The 16867-nt window shown below is 67.7% G+C and carries 17 protein-coding genes; 12 read left to right on the top strand and 5 right to left on the bottom strand.

Annotation, left to right across the window (positions count from 1 at the left end):
- The first annotated feature begins 12 nt into the window (after positions 1–12).
- On the top strand, positions 13–477 hold the full coding sequence (locus BM417_RS25410; protein ID WP_093599170.1) for an SMI1/KNR4 family protein: 465 nt from the start codon (positions 13–15) through the stop codon (positions 475–477).
- Here BM417_RS25410 and BM417_RS25405 read toward each other — a convergent pair.
- Together BM417_RS25405 and BM417_RS25400 are read right to left on the bottom strand one after the other, a co-directional pair.
- Positions 474–1115 (bottom strand): HNH endonuclease family protein, encoded by a 642-nt coding sequence (locus BM417_RS25405; RefSeq protein ID WP_093599167.1) that lies wholly within the window; start codon positions 1113–1115, stop codon positions 474–476. The two genes, BM417_RS25410 and BM417_RS25405, sit on opposite strands and share 4 nt — an antisense overlap.
- Positions 1116–1178: 63 nt before the next feature.
- Positions 1179–2126 (bottom strand): methionyl-tRNA formyltransferase, encoded by a 948-nt coding sequence (locus BM417_RS25400; RefSeq protein WP_093599164.1) that lies wholly within the window; start codon positions 2124–2126, stop codon positions 1179–1181.
- Between the two features lie 93 nt (positions 2127–2219).
- Here BM417_RS25400 and BM417_RS25395 point away from each other — a divergent pair, with 93 nt between their 5' ends.
- Both BM417_RS25395 and BM417_RS25390 read left to right on the top strand, forming a co-directional pair.
- Positions 2220–3470 (top strand): lysine N(6)-hydroxylase/L-ornithine N(5)-oxygenase family protein, encoded by a 1251-nt coding sequence (locus tag BM417_RS25395; protein WP_093599422.1) that lies wholly within the window; start codon positions 2220–2222, stop codon positions 3468–3470.
- A complete protein-coding gene (locus tag BM417_RS25390) occupies positions 3467–5002 on the top strand; it encodes an amidohydrolase (protein ID WP_218164553.1) in 1536 nt (511 codons plus the stop codon). Before BM417_RS25395 ends, BM417_RS25390 begins: the two co-directional genes overlap by 4 nt.
- On the opposite strand, the gene BM417_RS25385 is transcribed toward BM417_RS25390, so the two are convergent.
- A complete protein-coding gene (locus tag BM417_RS25385) occupies positions 4980–5291 on the bottom strand; it encodes an ArsR/SmtB family transcription factor (RefSeq protein ID WP_245822154.1) in 312 nt (103 codons plus the stop codon). The genes BM417_RS25390 and BM417_RS25385 overlap by 23 nt on opposite strands.
- A 39-nt stretch (positions 5292–5330) precedes the next feature.
- Positions 5331–6140 carry a hypothetical protein gene (locus BM417_RS25380; RefSeq protein WP_093599416.1) on the bottom strand — a complete coding sequence of 270 codons (810 nt, stop codon included), beginning with the start codon at positions 6138–6140 and terminating at the stop codon, positions 5331–5333.
- A gap of 152 nt (positions 6141–6292) precedes the next feature.
- On the opposite strand from BM417_RS25380, the gene BM417_RS25375 reads away from it, so the two are divergent.
- Both BM417_RS25375 and BM417_RS25370 read left to right on the top strand, forming a co-directional pair.
- Entirely contained in the window at positions 6293–7765 is a 1473-nt protein-coding gene (locus tag BM417_RS25375; protein WP_093599158.1) for a CYTH and CHAD domain-containing protein, read from the top strand.
- Positions 7766–8343: 578 nt separating this feature from the next.
- The gene (locus BM417_RS25370; RefSeq protein WP_245822153.1) at positions 8344–9912 is read left to right on the top strand and encodes a beta-N-acetylhexosaminidase; all 1569 of its coding nucleotides are present in this window, start codon (positions 8344–8346) and stop codon (positions 9910–9912) included.
- Between the two features lie 3 nt (positions 9913–9915).
- On the opposite strand, the gene BM417_RS25365 is transcribed toward BM417_RS25370, so the two are convergent.
- Positions 9916–11253 (bottom strand): aldehyde dehydrogenase family protein, encoded by a 1338-nt coding sequence (locus BM417_RS25365; RefSeq protein ID WP_093599155.1) that lies wholly within the window; start codon positions 11251–11253, stop codon positions 9916–9918.
- Positions 11254–11451: 198 nt separating this feature from the next.
- Between BM417_RS25365 and BM417_RS25360 the strand changes: the two genes are divergently transcribed.
- Genes BM417_RS25360 through BM417_RS25330 form a run of 7 tightly spaced genes read left to right on the top strand, consistent with a single transcriptional unit; the run spans position 11452 to position 16864 of the window.
- Positions 11452–12807, top strand: coding sequence for a GAF domain-containing protein (locus tag BM417_RS25360; protein ID WP_245822152.1), 1356 nt, complete (start codon positions 11452–11454; stop codon positions 12805–12807).
- 57 nt (positions 12808–12864) lie between these two features.
- The gene (locus tag BM417_RS25355; RefSeq protein WP_093599150.1) at positions 12865–14139 is read left to right on the top strand and encodes an FAD-dependent oxidoreductase; all 1275 of its coding nucleotides are present in this window, start codon (positions 12865–12867) and stop codon (positions 14137–14139) included.
- Positions 14117–14674: a DUF402 domain-containing protein gene (locus BM417_RS25350; protein ID WP_093599147.1), complete on the top strand. Its 558-nt coding sequence runs from the start codon at positions 14117–14119 to the stop codon at positions 14672–14674. The genes BM417_RS25355 and BM417_RS25350 overlap by 23 nt, the downstream gene beginning before the upstream one ends.
- Positions 14671–15258: a nucleoside/nucleotide kinase family protein gene (locus BM417_RS25345; protein WP_093599145.1), complete on the top strand. Its 588-nt coding sequence runs from the start codon at positions 14671–14673 to the stop codon at positions 15256–15258. The genes BM417_RS25350 and BM417_RS25345 overlap by 4 nt, the downstream gene beginning before the upstream one ends.
- A gap of 46 nt (positions 15259–15304) precedes the next feature.
- Positions 15305–15850: an RNA polymerase sigma factor gene (locus tag BM417_RS25340; RefSeq protein ID WP_093599142.1), complete on the top strand. Its 546-nt coding sequence runs from the start codon at positions 15305–15307 to the stop codon at positions 15848–15850.
- On the top strand, positions 15847–16569 hold the full coding sequence (locus BM417_RS25335; protein ID WP_093599139.1) for a hypothetical protein: 723 nt from the start codon (positions 15847–15849) through the stop codon (positions 16567–16569). The genes BM417_RS25340 and BM417_RS25335 overlap by 4 nt, the downstream gene beginning before the upstream one ends.
- Positions 16570–16579: 10 nt before the next feature.
- On the top strand, positions 16580–16864 hold the full coding sequence (locus BM417_RS25330; protein ID WP_245822151.1) for a DUF6412 domain-containing protein: 285 nt from the start codon (positions 16580–16582) through the stop codon (positions 16862–16864).
- Positions 16865–16867: the final 3 nt, after the last annotated feature.

Below are 16867 nucleotides of genomic sequence, written 5' to 3'. Positions count from 1 at the left end.
AGGGGGAAGAAGTTGTCGAGAAGCGCGGACCTCGTCCGGTTGCTCAGGTGGGAGCCGAAGCGTGAGCCCGAGTTGTCCTGGGGCGACGCCGAGGAGCACGTGGGGTTCGCGTTTCCCGGCGACTACAAGGAACTGCTGTCGGCCTTCGGCAGTGGCGTCTTCGATCACGTCGTCGAGGTGACCTCGCCCGTTGACGACGAGGAGTCGCTCGACGTCTTCTTCAGCGACATCTACGAGACCAGGGAAGTGGACGATCTGGTCCCGTGGGGCAAGGCCGGGCGGTGCACCCTGTTCTGGCGCACCGGCACGGACGACCCGGACCAGTGGACGATCACCTGGTGCGACGCCGAGTTCTCCGAGTGGGAGAGCTACGACGGACCGACGACCGCGTTCCTCCACGACCTGCTCACCGGGAAGATCCAGAGCAGGCTCATCGGGTTCACGCCGACCCGGAACCCCGGTTTCTGGCCGAACTAACAGGTCTTGAGCAGCACGGCCAACGCGTCGTACTCGGCCTGGTCGACGGTCAGCTTGTAGCTGATCTTCACCGAGATCCAGTGCTGCGCGTACGTGCACCCGTAGGCCGTGACCGGCGGCTTCCACTTCGCCGGGTCCTGGTCGCCCTTGGAGCGGTTGGACTTCGCGGTCACCGCCAGCAGCTGGATGCCGCCCAGGTCGTTGGCGAACGCCTTGCGCTCGTCGTCGGTCCACTTGTCGGCGCCGGAGCGCCAGGCTTCCGCGAGCGGCACGGTGTGGTCGATGTCGACCTCGCCGGCCTCCTTGATCACCACGCCGTCGTAGGCGCTGTTCCAGGTGCCGGAGACCGCCTTGCAGTCCTTGTCCGTCTTCACGTCGGTGCCCTGCTTCTGGAGCACGATCTCCCTGGTGTCACAGGAATTTCCCTGCGAGGCCCAGTGCGGGAAGCGGTCGCGGCTGTAGCCGGCCATCTTGCTCTCGGGCGCGATCTTCAACGCGGCGAGGTCCGGCGAACCGGTCGGAACGGGCGCGGGGGTGTTGGGCGGATTCTCCTGGGACGACTGGAGATTCGTGAGGTACCAGCCCACTGCCACGAGCAGCACGAAGACCACCAGTGACGTCACCGCCGCGCGATTCATGCGGCAATGATCGACCATGCCGATCACGGACCGGTCACCCGGCCCGTGATCCGCGTGTCGGGACTACGGACGCGAGGTCAGGTAGCCGCCCATGTGCTTGAAGTACTCGTGCGCCTTGAGCTCGGTGCCATCGGCGGTACGAACCTTCTTGACCAGCAATGCCTTGCTCTTGCCGCGCCTTGCCTCGGCGCCCGCGACGATCGTCACGCCGTCGCCCTCGCGGTAGAAGATCCGGCCGGGAGTTCCGCCGTAGACCTCCGCGGACACGTCGGCCTCGATGATCTCCAGGCGCTGGCCGCGGTGGAAGCAGTACGCGCTCGGGTACGGCGCGCACTGCGCACGCACCAGGCGATCCAGCTCCTCCGCGGTCCAGGTGAAGTCGATGCGCAGGTCTTCCTCGGCGCGCTTGTGGAAGAACGAGGCCTGCGAACGGTCCTGCTTCTGGAAGTCGGTGCGGCCGGACGCGATCTCGGCGAGACCGTCGACCGTGATCGGGCCGAACAGCTCCAGCGTCTTCTCGAAGAGGATCGCGGTCGTGTCGCGCGGGCCGACCGGAACCGAGCGCTGAAGCACGATGTCACCGGCGTCGAGCGTGTCGTCCATCATGTGCGCCGTCACGCCGACTTCCTTCTCGTCGTTGAGAAGCGCCCAGATCAACGGCGAGAAGCCCGCGTACTTCGGCAGCAGCGAGTCGTGCACGTTCAACGTGCCGTGCTTGGGCAGCGCGAAGACCTGCGGCGGGATCCAGGTCCGCCAGTTGCAGGCGACGATCACGTCCGGCTCGGCGGCCTTGAGCGCGTCGAGCAGCTCCTGGTCCTCCGGGCGTTCGCGGACGAGCACCTCGACGCCGTTCTCGCGGGCCAGCTCCTCGACCGAATCGCTCCAGACCTTCTCGTACGCGCCCTCACCCTTGGGGTGGGTCACCACCAGGACGACCTCGTGCTCGGACGCCAAAAGTGCCTGCAGGGTGCGATGACCCCAGGTCTGGAACCCGAACATGACGACCCTCATGGGGGTGCCCTCCTTCACTTAGGTGCGATACGGTCAGGCTAACCTAACTGACAGCTTGCGCAGATAGCTTAGGCTGCCCTAAGTTCGGTGCTCATGCATCCGATCTACGACATCGTCGGTATCGGGTTCGGTCCCTCGAACCTGGCGCTCGCCATCGCTCTGACCGAGCACAACGAGCAGGCCGAAACCCCTGTCACCGCGGTGTTCCTGGAACGCCAGCAGGCGTTCGGCTGGCATCGGGGCATGCTCCTGGACGACGCCACCATGCAGGTGTCGTTCCTCAAGGACCTGGTCACCATGCGGAACCCGACCAGCCGCTTCTCGTTCCTCTGCTACCTCCAGGACCGCGGCCGGCTGATCGACTTCGTCAACCACAAGAACCTGTTCCCGCTGCGCGTCGAGTTCCACGACTACTTCGAGTGGGCCGCCGCGCAGGTCGACGACCTGGTCGCCTACGGCACCGAAGCCGTTGGCGTGGAAGCGATTCAGGACGACCTGTTCGAGGTGACAACGGCCACGGGTGACGTGTACCACGCCCGCAACCTCGTCTTCGCGACCGGACTGCGCCCGACCGTGCCCGAGGGCATCACGCTGTCGGATCGCGTGTGGCACAACAGCGAGTTCCTGCACCGCGTCGGCTCGCTGAAGAACCCCGAGCGCTGCGTCGTCGTGGGCGCAGGGCAGAGCGCCGCGGAGGCCGTGGCGTACCTGCACCGCGAGTTCCCCGGCACCGAGGTGTGCTCGGTGTTCTCCCGCTACGGCTACAGCCCCGCGGACGACAGCTCGTTCGCGAACCGGATCTTCGACCCCGAGGCCGTCGACCACTACTACGACGCCCCGGACGCCGTGAAGCAGCGGTTGATGGACTACCACCGCAACACCAACTACTCCGTGGTCGACGTCGACCTCATCGCGCAGCTCTACCGCACCGAGTACCAGGAGAAGGTGCTGGGCACCGAGCGCCTGAAGATGATGAAGATGACCCGGCTCGTCGCGGTCGAGGAGTCGGCGGACGGCGCGCGTGCGGTGATCCAGTCGCTCGTCACCGGCGAGCAGGAGTTCGTCGACACCGACCTCGTGCTGCTCGCGACCGGCTACGACGAGGCCGCGCCGGTCCTCGGTTCACTGGACGAGACGTGCGCACGGAACGAGGCCGGCCGTCTGGTCGTCGGCCGCGACTACCGCGTGCAGACGTCGTTGCGGGGCGGCATCTACCTGCAGGGCGGCACCGAGCACTCGCACGGCATCACGTCGTCGCTCCTGTCCAACGTCGCGGTGCGCTCGGGTGAGATCCTGGCGTCCGTGCTGACCAACACTCCTGTGCCGGTCCTCGCGACCGCGTGAAACTCGATCTCAAACTGACGGGCTGCCGGGCCATCACGATGGACCCGGCACGCCCCGCCGCGCACACGATCGGCATCTGGCAGGGCCGGATCGCCGGACTGGACGAGCAGGTCGAGGACCTGCCCGCCACCGAGACCGTCGACCTCGGCAACGCGGTGGTGCTGCCGGGTTTCATCGACGCCCACACGCACCTCGCGTGGAACGGCCGCCGCACCGTCGACATCACCGGCCTGACCACGGTGACGCAGATCCTCGACCGCCTCGCCAACGCTCCCGGCACGGGCTGGATCGAGGCGTCCGGCTACGACCGCCGGATCATGGACGTCCCGCTCACCGCCCTGGACCTCGACCGGATCAGCGACGGCAGACCGGTGTACGTCGCCGACCTGTCCGGCCACGCGTGCGTCGTGAACTCCGTTGTGCTCAAACAACTTCCGGAGATCACCAGCGACGGCTGGCTGACCGAGAACGAACAGCTGGCCGCACGCACGTTGCGGCTGCCGTACTCCCTCGACGAGATCACCACCGAACTGCACACGAGCGCACAGCAGGTGCTGTCCGAAGGCGTCACGATGTGCGCGGAGGCAGGCATCGGCGCGGGCCTGATCGCCAGCAGCCCCGTCGAAGCGGCCGCGTACCAACGCGCTCAGCTACCGATCCGCGTACAGCTCATGGTGTCCGCCCACGTCCTGCACGACGCCACCGCCGACCCGTCGGACGGAATCCCGCGCGCGATCGACCTCGGCCTGCACACCGGTTTCGGCGACGACATGCTGTCGTTGGGCGCCCTGAAGCTGTGGACCGACGGCGGCATGATGGCGCGCACGGCCGCGTTGTCCGAGCCGTACCTCGGCAGCGACAACACAGGCCGGCTCGCCGAGTCCGAGGAGTTCATGCGGTCGGCGATCATCGACGGCCACCACGCGGGCTGGCAGCTGGCGATCCACGCGATCGGCGACCGCGCGATCGACTTCACCTTGGACGCGGTCCAAGAAGCCCAACGCCAACGCCCACGGGCCGACGCGAGGCACCGCATCGAACACTGCGGCCTCGTCCGCTCCGACCAGCTCAGCCGGATCGCGGCCCTGGGCATGGTCCCCGTGGTCCAGCCGACGTTCCTCTACGCATATGGCGATGACTACAGCGAGATCATGGGCGAAACGCGGGCACCGTGGATGTACCGGGGCCGCTCGTTCCTGGACCACGGCATCACCGTCGCAGGCAGCTCGGACCGCCCCGTCGCGGACGGAGCCCCGTTGCGCGCCATCGAGTTCATGGTGCGCCGACGGTCATCCAGCGGCCGCGCGGTAGGACCGGCCGAGGCGATCACCGTCGAGGAGGCGCTCCACGCGTACACGCTCGGCAGCGCCTACGCGTGCCGCAAGGAGCACGTCCTGGGCAGCCTCACGCCGGGCAAGCTGGCGGACCTCGTGGTGCTGGGCGACGACCCGCGCACGAGCGACGCGATAGCGGAGATCCCGGTACTGGCGACCATGGTCGGCGGCGCGTTCAACTTTCAGCGAGCTTCTTGATCGCGGCCAGTCGCTGGTCCCACTGGGAGGCGAGCGACGACATCCACGTGGCGGTGGCGTCGAGCGCGCCGGACCGGACGGAGAAGTTGTTCTCCCGGCCGGCGCGAACGGACGCCACCAGCTCGGCCTTCTCCAGGACGACCAGGTGCTTGACGATGGCCTGACGGCTCACCGGCAGCTCACCGGCGAGCGTCGACGCCGACACGGGTCCCTTGGCCGCCACGAGGTCGAGCACCCGCCGTCGCATCGGATCCGCGAGCGCGGCCAGCACGTCGTCGACCTGACTCACCGCCACACCCCTTCTGCAACCCGTCGGTTGCAGAACAGGCTACTGCAGGTGGAAGGTCGCAGCCAACGTCGTGAGGCGGTCGATGATGTCCGCGTAGACGTTCGTGCGGCGAACCCAGTTCTCGCTCCCGGACGAGGCGGACGGCGGCGCCCCGAGCGGCGAGACCGCGTCCGTGACGCCGTACTCCAGCCGGTACGCGAGGACAGCGATCGCCGACTCGAGCCAGAACGACGGATCCGGCGTGGGAATCTCACCGAGCCCGACCCGGAACCACACGGGCATGCGCGCGTACTGCCCGAGCGCCTCGGAGATGCGCCGCTCGGCCGCGTCCTTGATCTCACCGCGAGCCTTGTCCCCGGCCAGCACGGCCTCGGTGCGCCACTCCTCCCCGACGGCGTCCTCGTCGGCCTCCAGCCGCTCGGCCGCCCGCTGCGCACTGGCCTCGTTCGCGTTGATCAGCCATTCCATCTGGCGGACCTCGTGCGACAGCGCGTCCCGCTCGAACCGGGGCACCCGCCCACCGTCCAGTTTGGACCTGGCCTCGTCGCGGCGAGCTTTGAGCCCGTCGAACTCCAGCACCTCGGCCCTGAGGTCGACCCGCGCCGGATCAGCGAGGATCTCCTGCTCGGCGTCCCACCCCTTGCGCAACGCCTCGACCAGCGGCTCGACCTCGCCGGACACCGCGTCGAGATCAACGAGCAGCCCGTCACCGGCGCCGGACAACCGCCGTTCCAGCACAGTCAGCCGAGCCGTGACGCGCTCCAGCTCCGCGGACAGCTGACCGACATGACTGATCAACGTGGCGACCTGCGGCTCGACCACGTCAAGCCGTTCCTTCTCCGTGGGCACCCGACCAGCGAACCGGACACTGAGGACGCGCAACAGCGGGTACCCGACGAATACACGCATTAGAGGAGCGGTTCCGCCCGGCCGTGGCAACCACCCCTCACGCACCGTCACAACACTGGGTGAACTGGGACAAAACGAGGTATTAATAGAAAATGGCGACCTCCGTTACTGAGACCGAACGCAAGTACGAGGCACCATCGGACGCGAGTCTGCCGGACCTCACAGAGATCACCGGCGTCGCGACCGGCCCGGAAGAGTTCGACCTCGAAGCGACGTACTTCGACACCGACGACTACCGCCTGGCCCGCGCCGGCGTGACCCTGCGCAGGCGCGTGGGCGGCAACGACGAGGGCTGGCACCTCAAACTCCCGGCAGGTGAAGACTCCCGCCAGGAACTCCGCGTCCCCCTGGGCAAAGCCGTGAAGAAGCCCCCGAAGGACCTCTCTTCCCTGGTCCGCGCCCACACCCGAGGCCAGAACCTCACCCCGGTGGCCGAAATCCGCACCAACCGCCGCCGCTGGCAACTGTCCAACAACAGCGGCGACATGCTCGCCGAGGTGGTGGACGACGTGGTCACCGCCCAAACCATGGGCTCCTCGACCACGACGACCTCATGGCGAGAAATCGAGGTGGAGCTGGGCGAAAGCGGCGATCGCAAGCTCCTCGACACGGTAGAACGCCACCTGGGCGACGCGGGCATCGTCCCGTCCTCGTCGAAGTCCAAGCTCTCCCAGGTGATCGGCGTGAAGCGAGACGCGGGCCCCACCCTGGGCAAGAAGCCCACGGCAGGCGAAGTCCTCCTCGCCTACCTCTACGAACAACGCGCCGCTCTCCAGAACCAGGACCCCCGAGTCCGCCGCAACGAGGACGACGCCGTCCACCAGCTGCGAGTAGCCACCCGCCGCATGCGCTCAGCACTACAGGCATTCGGCAAGGTCGTAGACCGAGACCAAACCCGCGCTCTGACCGACGAACTCAAGTGGCTGGCCACAGTCCTGGGAACCTCACGGGACCTGGAAGTACTCCGCATGCGCTTCGAAGACGGCCTGCACGCCCTCCCACCAGAACTGGCCCTGGGCGACGTCTCCGCCCGCATGACCCGCTACTTCGCCCCCCTGGAAGCCAAGGCGCACAAAGACTCCGTCGCCGCCTTGGACAGCGAGCGCTACTTCACCCTCCTCAACACCATCGACACGCTGCTGACCGCACCCCCGCTGACCCCTCTGGCTTCAGGCAAGGCAAAGGAAGTCCTCCCGCGCCTGGTGGAAAAGGCCCGCCACCGCCTGGACGTCCGCGTAGAGGAAGCACTGAAGGTCAACGACAGCGACGAACCCCTGCACGAGGCCCGCAAAGCAGCCAAACGCCTCCGCTACTCGGCAGAAGTGGCCGAACCTGCACTGGGCAAGCACGCCAAGGCCCTGCGCAAACGCGCGAAGGACGTCCAAACCCTCCTGGGCGACCACCAGGACTCGGTAGTGGCACGCCCAGTCCTCCTGGAGCTGGGCAGGGGAGACGAGAACGGCTTCACCTTCGGCATCCTGTACGGCCAGGAAGTCGAACTCGCGCACAAAACAGAAGCAGCACTCCCAGCCCTATGGCACAAGCTAAGCAAGGAACACCTCTAGCAGCCCGCCCACCCGCGAAGCCGAAGGCGAGCCGTCCTACCGCGCGGTCGGGGCGGTGGGGTCCCGTCACGAGCCGCACCACAGCTCTTGCTGCACCTGAGGAGGGGTGTCAAACGGACACGCTTTTCGTCCGTTTGACACCCCTCCTCAGGTGTGGCCCGCTCTTGGTGCGGCTCGTGACGGGACCCCACCGCCAACGCAAGCCAACTACGCAACAGGCAGCCGCCCAAAGCAACAGGCGTGCCATCAACCCGCCCACGGCGCCCTCCCCCGATCAGATTGCCGGGGGTCTGGGGGCAGCGCCCCCAGGGAAAGCACGCAACGCAAGCCGGCCGCCCGCAAGGCGACCACCCGCCCGGTCGCCGCACGCAAGGTGACCACCCGGCAAGGTCGTCGCCCGCAAGGTGACTGCCCGCAAGGCCGCAGCCCGCAAAGTGACCACCCGGCAAGGTCGCGGCCCGCAAAGTGACCCACCCACAGCCCCACAGGAAATTGGTCTAAACCTTGACATCCCCAACCCACCCCTGAAACCGTGACCGAACGCCGCCAAAGGTCCCCCCGTGCCCTGGAGGATTGGCGTGAAATCAAAACAACTGCAGGCCGCACTAGCGGCGCTGGTGATCGCCGGATCAGGAGTGCTGGTGACCGACACAGCCGAGGCAGCCAAATCCACCGCCCTGCAAGAGCTGGTCCCCCAACCGGTCCAGGTGCAGCCCCACACGGACATCACCTACACCCTCTCCCCATCCGCCAAGATCCAACTGAGTTCGGCAGACGCCCGCAAACCCGCAGAACTGCTGGCGAACATCCTCCGCCCCTCCACCGGCTACGCCCTCCCGATCGAGAACGGCGTGACAGGCGACGGCATCGTCCTGACCAACGGCGCAGACCCGAAGACGGGCCCAGAGGGCTACCAACTGGACGTGACCCCAAAACAGGTGGTCATCCGCGCCAACTCCGTGCAGGGCCACTTCAACGGCATCTCCACCCTCCGCCAGCTGCTGCCGGCCAAGGCCGAGGCGAAGACCAAACAACAGGGCCCGTGGCAGGTCCCAGGCGTCAGCATCCTGGACCACCCCAGGTACCACCACCGAGGCGCGATGCTCGACGTCTCCAGGCACTTCTTCACGCCGGCCCAGGTCAAGCGCTACATCGACCAGATCCAGGCGTTCAAAATCAACTACTTCCACCTGCACCTGAGCGATGACCAGGGCTGGCGCCTGGAGATCAAGAGCTGGCCGGAACTGACCAAGATCGGCGGCAGCACGGAGGTAGGCGGCCGCACCGGCAAACTCTTCTACACCCAGGACGAGTACAAGGACCTGGTCGCCTACGCACAGAACCGGGGCATCACGGTGATCCCGGAGTTCGACATGCCGGGCCACACCAACGCCGCCCAGGCCAGCTACGCCGAACTGAACTGCGACGGCAAGAAGCGCCCGCTCTACACGGGCACCGAGGTCGGCTTCAGCTCCCTCTGCATCAACAAGGACATCACGTACAAGTTCGTGGAAGACGTCATCAAGGAGGTCTCCGCGATCACCCCGGGCCCGTACTTCCACCTCGGCGGTGACGAAGCGCTGAGCACACCCGACGCGGACTACGTGACGTTCATGAACCGAGTCCTGCCGCTCATCAAGAAGTACGGCAAGACGACCACGGGCTGGCACGAGTTCATCAAGACCACCAAGGACACGACCGCGATCCCGCAGTTCTGGGGCACCACCACGACCGACGCCAACGTGGCCGCGGCGGCCCAGCGAGGCAACAAGATCGTCATGTCCCCGGCGAACCGCATCTACCTGGACATGAAGTACAACAAGAACACCAAGCTGGGCCTGGACTGGGCGGGCCTGGTGGAGGTGAAGGACGCCTACAGCTGGAACCCCGGCGCGTACCTCAACGGCGTCACGGAAGCCAGCGTCCGCGGCATAGAAGCTCCACTGTGGACCGAGACCATCAGGACGTCCGCCGACATCGAGTACATGGCGTTCCCCAGGCTCCCGGTAGCCGCGGAACTCGGCTGGTCCCCCGCGAGCGTCCACAACTGGGACCGCTTCGCCCCGCGCCTGGGCGCGCAGGGACCACGCTGGAAGATCCAGGGCATCAACTTCTACGCGAGCACCCAGGTGCCCTGGAAGAAGTAGCGCCTAGAAATACCCCTGCCCGCGGTCCGAGTAGCTGACCAGCAGGTGCTTCACGCGGCGGTAGTCGGCGAGCACTGCGGTGTTCGCCGGGTACGCGTAGTAGTTGTTGACCCACACCCGCTCGGCGCGCAGCTCCTGGCCGACGTTGTGCGCGAGCGCGACGTCGCGGCACCATATGCCGGCGCCGAGCTGGGCGGTGGACTCGTTGGCGATCTTCAGCGCGTCGTCGCGGTCGTCGAACCGGGTCACCGACACGACAGGACCGAGCACGTCCTCCGAGAACACGCCAGACCGGTGGTCACCCTCGAAGATCGTCGGCTCGACGTAGTGGCCCGAAGCCTCGCCACCGACAACCAACCGCGCACCCTCGGCCTTGCCGCGCTCCACGTACGCAAGAACTCGATCGCGTTGCGCAAGACTCACGACAGCGCCGACCATGGTGTCCGTGTCGAGCGGATCGCCCAGCCGCAACGCCTGCGTGCGGACCGTCGCGAGGTGCAGAAACTCCTCGTAGACAGCGGTCTGGATCAACGCGCGCGACGGCGCAGTGGAGATCTCGCCCTGGTTGGCCGCGAACATCGCGAACCCCTCCAGAGCCTTGTCCAGGAAGCTGTCACGCTGCGCGGCCACGTCGGAGAAGAAGATGTTCGGGCAGCGCCCGGCCACCACAGGATGGTCGTCGGAGCCGGTCACGACGTTGACGACGCCGGGCGGCAGCAGGTCGGCGATGACGCCGAGCAGCACGTGGATCGAGGCCGGCGTCTGCAGGGCGGGCTCCAGCACCACGGCGTTGCCGGCGGCCAACGCGGGCGCGAGCACGCGGCAGGCGTTCATCAGCGGGAACGTCCACGAGACGCGTTCGTGCACGACGCCGACCGGCTGGAACGAGCGGTAGTCGCAGGTGTTGCGGCTGAGCTGCTCGACCTCGCCCACCTCGGTGCGGATGACGGCGGCGAACTGGCGGAACAGCTCGATCAGCAGCGGGATGTCGGCGACCAGGGCCTCGCGGACCGGCTTGCCGTTGTCCCACGTCTCGGCGACGGCGAGCTCCGTCGCGTGCTCCTCGATGCGGTCCGCGATCTCGCACAGCACGGTGGCGCGCTCTCGGGCCGTGGTGCTCCCCCACGCGCGTGCGGCGCCGCTGGCCGCGTGCAGTGCACGGGCGCGGTCGGCGTCGGTGCCACGAGCGACCTCGGTGAACACCTCACCGGTCACCGGCGTGACGTTCTCGGCGTACTCGCCGGCCACGGGCGGCACGTAGTCGCCGCCGATGAAGTGGTCGTACCTCGCTCGGTACGCGACCACGCTGCCGGGCTGCCCCGGTGCCGCGTACTGCGTCATTCTCGACTCCCTGCCAGAAGAGGGCCCACACGTAGGCTGAAGTGGGGGAAATGAGAAAGTAGGCAGCAGAACGTTGCATGCTCGTTGCAAGCCGTGGATGGATCAGTGACCCACGAACCCGGGCAACACGCACTGTTGCTGAGTCGCGTCAGAGAAGCCGTGTTGAGTGGTACTCGCACGGTGAATTCGCCACGCTCAGTGATTTCTGCATCGTGGCAGCGGTCACTCGCCGCGAACGTCGATCCGGACCTGCACACCGCGCCGACCGTGTTCGCCGCCGACGAGCTGTCCGACCTGCGCAAACGGCATCCGCTGCACCCGACTTTGCCGCTGTTGCGCGAGACGCTGCTGGGCTTCGCGGAAGAGGCCAAGCACATCATGATCGTCGCGGACGCCCAGGGCCACATCCTGTGGTGCGAGGGTTCCAAGGACACCCGCGGCAGCGCCGAGGACGTCGGCCTGGCGGAGGGAACGCTCTGGTCAGAGGGTGCGGCGGGGACGAACGGGATGGGTACCGCGCTGGCGGTGAACTCCCCCGTCACGGTCCACTCGGCCGAGCACCTCGTGCGGACCTATCACCACTGGACCTGCGCGGCGAGTCCGATCCGCGACCCTGACACGGGCACCACGATCGGGGTCGTCGATCTCAGTGGCCCGATCGAGACCGTCCATCCCTCGATGGTGGCGCTGGTCTCAGCTTCGGCCCGGCTGGCCGAGTCGGAGATGCTCGCGCGGATGCACGCGCAGGACGAGGAGCTGCGGGCGCGCAACATGCGGCACCTGATCGCGTTGCGCGGTGAGCCCGGCGCGCTGCTCAGCCCAACAGGCCGCGTCGTCGCCGTCGAGCCGTACGGACTGTTGCCCTCGCGCGTCGACGTCTCCACGGACCGGGTGAAGCTGCCGGACGGCCGCGAGGCGGTGCTCGAACCGCTCGCCCACGGCTATCTGCTGCGCATTCCACGCCAACGGCACGTGCGGCGCAGCGTGCTGTCGTTGTCGTTCCTGCTGCCCGAGCCGAAGGTCGTGCTGGACGGCCGCGAGGTGCCGCTCTCGTTGCGGCACGCGGAGATCCTGTGCGCGCTGGCGTTGCAGGGCAGGGTGACCGCCGACCAGCTCGCACTGCACCTCTACGGCGAACGCGGCAACCCCACGACCGTGCGCGCCGAACTGCACCGGCTGCGCGCCCAGCTGGGCCCCGACGTGCTCGCGACCAGGCCGTACCGGCTCACCGCCGACGTCGAGACCGACTTCCTCGCGGTACGGGCGGCGCTCAAGGCCGCCGACGTACCGCTGGCCACGAGCAGGTACCGCGGCTCACTGCTGCGCCGCTCCGAGGCACCCGTCGTGCTGGCCGAGCGGGACGACCTCGCGACCGGCGTGCGCACGGCGGTCCTGTCGCGCGGCGACGCGAACGCGCTGTGGACCTTCACCCAGACCGACTCCGGCGAACACGACGTCGAAGCGCTGGAACAGCTGGTCAAGCTGCTTCCGCCGGACGACGTCAGGCTCGCCATCGCCACCGCGCGGCTCCGGAGACTCAGTCAGGACGATTGACAAGAGTCTCATGAACTGAATATCTTCCTTGCTAAGAGACTTAGCGAGGGGGTTGTCATGCGCGTACTCATCATCGGAGCGGGGACCGGTGGCCTGTGCCTGGCGCACGGGCTGAAGAAGGCCGGCGTGGACGTGGCGCTGTTCGAACGCGACCGCACGCCGCGCAGCATGTTGATCGGCTACCGGGTGGGGATCAGTCCGGACGGAAGCAAAGCGCTGCACAGTTGCTTACCTCCGGACGTGTTCGCCGAGTTCGTCCGCACCACCGCCCGGCCGCCGAAGCACATCGTCATGCGGACCGAGAAGTACAAGGAACTGCTGGTCGGTGACATCGCGACGGACCGCGACGACAGCCGCAGCGAGAAGTCGGTCAGCCGGATCGCGATGCGCACGGCGTTGCTCGGCGGCCTGGACGACGTCGTCCGGTTCGACAAGACGTTCACGCGCTTCACCCGCAACGACGACGGCACCGTCACCGCGTTCTTCGACGACGGCACGTCCGAGACCGGTGACGTATTGGTGGGCGCGGACGGCGCGCAGTCCAGGGTGCGCAGGCAGCACCTGCCGGACGCCAAGGTGGTCGACACCGGAATCACGTCGATCGCGGGCAAGCTGCCGCTGACCGAGGAGAACGCGAAGCTGCTGCCCCCGCTGGCCGACGGCGGCATCACGTTGCTGTTCGGGCCCAACGGCGAGTTCGTGATCATCCACGTGATGCGCTTCGACGGCACCGGCGTCGAGGACGACTACATCATGTGGGGCTACGCGGCCTCGCACCACAAGTTCCCGGACCTGAAGGACATGAGCCAGGCCGAGCTCAAGCAGGCCGTTCTGACCATGACCCCGAAGTTCCACCCGAACCTGCGCAAGCTCTTCGCGCTGGCCACACCGGAGACCGTGTTCCAGGTCAGGGTCCGCACGTCCGAACGGCTGCGGCCGTGGAAGCCGAGCAACGTCACGATGATCGGCGACTCGGTGCATCTCATGACCCCTGGGCGCGGCATCGGCGCGAACACCGCGCTGCGGGACGCGGAGTTGTTGTGCCGCAAGCTCGTCGAGGCGCACCACGGCAAGAACGTCGTGCAGGTGATCGGCGAGTACGAGCAGGAGATGATCGAGTACGGGTTCGAGGCCGTGGAGGCGTCGCGCGAGATGATGGACGGCAACAGCCTGGTCCACAAGCCCGTGATCGGACGGGTCGCGGCGGCGTTCCAGCGGACGTTCCTGCGCGTGACCAACGCCGTACCCGTGCTCAAGCGGAAGATGCTGGCCGAGGACGCGGCGGAGCGTGATCACGTAAGTTCTGACCATGAGGTTGTTCACGCCGGGTGACGTCGTGGTGCGGCGTGAGGTGCTGCACGGCAAGGTCTGGTCGGAGATGCCCACCAGGGTGATCGTCGACGAGCCGGGACTGCTCGCGGTGTTCGTGGAGCCGGGCACCCGGCTCACCTACCCCGACCACCACCACCCGCACCCGTGGGACAAGCCGGAACGCGGCTTCTGGCGCGGTCACGGCAAGCTCATGCTGCACCGCCCGCAGGACGCCTACTCCGTCGACCTGTTCTGGAAGGGCGACGACCGGACGTTCGGCAACTACTACCTGAACCTCCAGGCGCCGTACCGCCGCGTCGAGGACGGGTTCGAGACCCTCGACCACGCGCTGGACTACACCCTGGCCCCGGACGGCACCTGGGCACAGCGCGACCTCGACGAGTTCGAGGAGCAGGTCGCCTCCGGCAAGTACTCCGCGCGGGAGGCCGAGGAGATCAGGGCCGAGGGGCTCAAGATCGAGAAGATGCTGGCGTCCGGCGAGATCTGGTGGGACACGGCCTGGGCGGACTGGCGACCGTCATTGGATTGGCAGTGAAGGTCCGGCCGCTCACGTTCGACACGCTCGTCGCCGAGATCGTCGGCCAGGTGTCGGAGATCGACGGACGGGTGCGCGTGCTGATCGACGGCGCACCCGCCGCCGAACCTGGCAGGCTCGCGGACGCCGCCGTGGAACCGTTGCGCGCCTTGGGCCGCGCGGTGCAGCGAGTGTCCCTTGAGGACTTTCTGCGCCCGGCCTCGGTGCGGCTCGAACACGGCCGCACCGACTCGTACTCCTACCGGCACGACTGGTTCGACTTCGGCGGCCTGCAACGCGAGGTCCTCGATCCGGCGATGGACGGCAAGGTGCTGCCGTCGTTGTGGAACGCGGCCACCGACCGGGCCAGCCGCGCCGAGTACGTGGACGTGCCGGAGAACGGGGTCGTGCTCGTGGACGGAACCCTGATGCTCGACCGGTGGCTGCCGGCCGAGCTCACGGTCCACCTGTGGCTCTCCCCCGGTGCCTTGAAACGCAAGACGGCCGAGGAGTGGACGCTGCCCGCGTTCGACGACTACGAGCCGACGGCCGACCTCTTCGTCCGCTACGACCACCCCGAACGGCCGGGCCTGGTCGAGTCGTGAACCGCTCTGCCCGCCGCGGACATAGGCGGGGCAGAGAGGAGGGTCCGTGACCGACGAAGAACTCTGGGGGCAGGTCCGGGCCGGTGTGAGCGAGGCGTTCGGGCTGCTGTTCGAACGCCACGCCCAAGCCGTGTTCGCCTACTGCCTGCGCCGCACCGGTACGTGGGCGGTGGCCGAGGACCTGGTGTCCGTGGTGTTCATGGAGACCTGGCGCAAACGTACGTCCGTGACCGTCGAGGAGTCGCTCCTGCCGTGGCTGTACACCGTCGCTTTGGGAGTCACCCGCAACCACCAACGTGCCCGCAAGCGGTACAAGACCGCGCTGGACAAGGTTGCGCCGCAGCCCGCCGACGACGACCACGCCGATGACGTGGCACGGCGCGTGGACGCGGAGGCCCGGACCAGGACGGTGATCGCGGAACTGGAGAAGCTGCCCGCCGGGGAACGGGAGGTGCTGGAGATGTCCGCGTGGTCGGACCTGAGTCAGGCGCAGATCGCCAGGGTGCTCGGCATCCCGGTCGGCACGGTGAAGTCCCGACTCGCTCGCGCGCAACGCACCGTGCGTGGCGCCCTGGTTGAGGAGGCACTGTGATCAAGCCCGACATCCCGCAGCTGGACCCGATGCGGCTCCAGGTCCGCAAGCACGCGCTGCTCAACGAGATCAGCTCGAAGCCGTCCCGGCGGTGGTGGCGTTTCACGGTGCCCGCGACGGCTCTCGTGGCCGCCGTCGCCGTGACGCTCGTGCTGTGGACCCCGACGAACCAGGACGCCTCCGCGTCGTGGACCGCCGAGCCGAGGGCGCCCGGTGACACGTCACCCATGATCACGGAGTGCGGGAAGACGCTCGACCGGCACGACGCGGAGCGCGGGGTCGAGGGCCAGCCGGTCTGGCCGGCCCCGCGTGAGGTGTCGGTCACCGACCACCGCGGCAACATGACGATGGTGCTGTTCACCAGTCCGCAGTCCGAGGCGCTGTGCTGGGGAACACCGAAGGCCGTCGGCATGAGCGCCCACGGCGGCATCGAGGAACGCGAGCCGCTCGGCGACCGCCTGTTCGCCGACTTCGCCCCGCAGATCGGCATGACGGACGTGAGCAGCGGCACCAGCACGACCGTTCTGATCGGCCGGGTGAGCCCGAAGGTCGGCAAGGCGGTCATCGTCACCGAGGACGCGCTGGAGGTGACCGCGAGTCTCGGCGACGGCTGGATCGTGACGTGGTGGCCGAGCCTGGGCAAGCCGAAGCAGGTCCGGCTCTACGACGAAGCGGGCAGCCTGCTGGAGACCGCCCCGATTCCCGTCAAGGACAGGTAGTCTGCAAGGCATGTGGCGGCCGGAGACAAGGCAGCGAGCGATGCTGATGCTCGCGGTCTTCCTGCCTGCCCTCTACGCCTTCACGTTGTTCTCGTCTCCGACCGAGGTCGTCGCGGCCGTGACCGCGCTCGCCCTCGCGTTGATCGTGGTCGTCGCGCTGGTGCCGCTGTCCGTGGCACCGGCGCGGTCGCTCTCGATCCGCGAACGAGCACAACGCTCAGCACAACTGCGGCTGCGAAACCCTGATGCCGCAGGCAAGTCCCGTCCTCGAGCACCGGGATGCCGGACGTTCTGACAC

This window comes from Lentzea waywayandensis (genome assembly GCF_900115955.1).
Taxonomy (GTDB): Bacteria; Actinomycetota; Actinomycetes; order Mycobacteriales; family Pseudonocardiaceae; genus Lentzea; species Lentzea waywayandensis.
The sequence above is the reverse complement of the archived record's forward strand: the minus strand, read 5'-3'. Positions and strand labels throughout refer to the sequence as shown.

Bases quoted from the DNA above. Each gene is read 5' to 3' on its own strand.
- BM417_RS25365 (WP_093599155.1), bottom strand. From the start codon at position 11,253: ATGACGCAGTACGCGGCACCGGGGCAGCCCGGCAGCGTGGTCGCGTAC.
- BM417_RS25395 (WP_093599422.1), top strand. From the start codon at position 2,220: ATGCATCCGATCTACGACATCGTCGGTATCGGGTTCGGTCCCTCGAAC.
- BM417_RS25350 (WP_093599147.1), top strand. From the start codon at position 14,117: ATGAGGTTGTTCACGCCGGGTGACGTCGTGGTGCGGCGTGAGGTGCTG.
- BM417_RS25330 (WP_245822151.1), top strand. From the start codon at position 16,580: ATGTGGCGGCCGGAGACAAGGCAGCGAGCGATGCTGATGCTCGCGGTC.
- BM417_RS25400 (WP_093599164.1), bottom strand. From the start codon at position 2,126: ATGAGGGTCGTCATGTTCGGGTTCCAGACCTGGGGTCATCGCACCCTG.
- BM417_RS25375 (WP_093599158.1), top strand. From the start codon at position 6,293: ATGGCGACCTCCGTTACTGAGACCGAACGCAAGTACGAGGCACCATCG.
- BM417_RS25405 (WP_093599167.1), bottom strand. From the start codon at position 1,115: ATGAATCGCGCGGCGGTGACGTCACTGGTGGTCTTCGTGCTGCTCGTG.
- BM417_RS25355 (WP_093599150.1), top strand. From the start codon at position 12,865: ATGCGCGTACTCATCATCGGAGCGGGGACCGGTGGCCTGTGCCTGGCG.